Here is a 1,068-nt window from a genome sequence, read left to right as displayed (position 1 = left end):
CGGCGCCGGCCGCCCCGGCCTCGGAGCCGGCGGCCCCGGCCGCGGAGCAGCCGGCCGTCACCACCGCGCCGCAGCAGGGCTGAACTTCGCCGGCCCCGCGCGGTCGATCACCGCGCACGGCGTTCGACGCCGGCCGTGCCCCGCACGGTCGGCGTCTTCGTTTCCACGACCCGGATCGACCGCATGAATCGAGCCTTCCGCGTTTTCGCCACCCTGCTCCTGGCGCTCGCCGCGCTTTCGGCGTCGGCCCGCGACGCCACGCCGGTGGAGGGCGTGGACTTCGTCGCCATCGAGGGCGGCAAGCCCTACGCGGCGCCCGCCGGCACCGTCGAGGTGGCCGAGGTCTTCGGCTACACCTGCCCCGCCTGCGCGCGCTTCGAGCCGCTGATCGAGGCCTGGAAGCGGACCCTGCCCAAGGGCGCGCGCTTCGTCGCCGTGCCGGCGGCATTCGGCGGGCACTGGATCCCCTACGCGCGCGCCTACCTGGCCGCGCAGTCGCTGGGCGTGGCCGAGCGCAGCCACGCGGCCATGTTCCGCGCGCTGCACGAGGAACGCAGCCTGCCGACGAGCCGCCCGACGGCCGAGGAAATCGCCGGTTTCTACGCGGCCTACGGCGTGCCGCCGGCGCGCTTCGTGGCGGCCTACGGCGATGCCTCGGTCGACGCGCGCCTGGCGCGGGCCCGGGACTGGATCATCGCCGCCGGCGTGGACCACACCCCCACGCTGGTGGTCGCCGGCAAGTGGCGCGTAGGCGGCGACTCGCCCCAGGACACGCTGCGCATCGCGCGCTGGCTGGTCGAGCGCGAGCTGGCCGCGCGCCGTCGCTGACCGCGCTGCCTACACTCTGGCTTCAATCCGGCCGGGCCTATGCTTGGCCGTCCCCTGGCCGGCAGCCCCGGCCCTTCGTTTCCAGGAGACCCTGCATGACCCTGCGTCCGGCCCTGTTCCGTGGCGGCCTGCTGCTCGCCGGCCTGCTCGCCCTGAGTGCCTGCAACAACGCCTCGCAGGCGCCGGCCGATGCCGCCGCCCCGGCCCCCGCCAGCCCCGCTCCGGCCGCCGCGCCGGCCG

Annotated in this window: 1 protein-coding gene; it reads left to right on the top strand. The window is 76.3% G+C overall.

The features are described 5' to 3' along the window. The first annotated feature begins 183 nt into the window (after positions 1–183). Positions 184–828 carry a thiol:disulfide interchange protein DsbA/DsbL gene (locus EYQ95_RS26195; RefSeq protein ID WP_132332168.1) on the top strand — a complete coding sequence of 215 codons (645 nt, stop codon included), beginning with the start codon at positions 184–186 and terminating at the stop codon, positions 826–828. Positions 829–1,068: the final 240 nt, after the last annotated feature.

Source organism: Lysobacter sp. N42 (genome assembly GCF_004344885.1).
The sequence above is the reverse complement of the archived record's forward strand: the minus strand, read 5'-3'. Positions and strand labels throughout refer to the sequence as shown.

Coding starts and splice junctions, on each gene's coding strand:
- EYQ95_RS26195 (WP_132332168.1), top strand. CDS start 184: ATGAATCGAGCCTTCCGCGTTTTCGCCACCCTGCTCCTGGCGCTCGCC.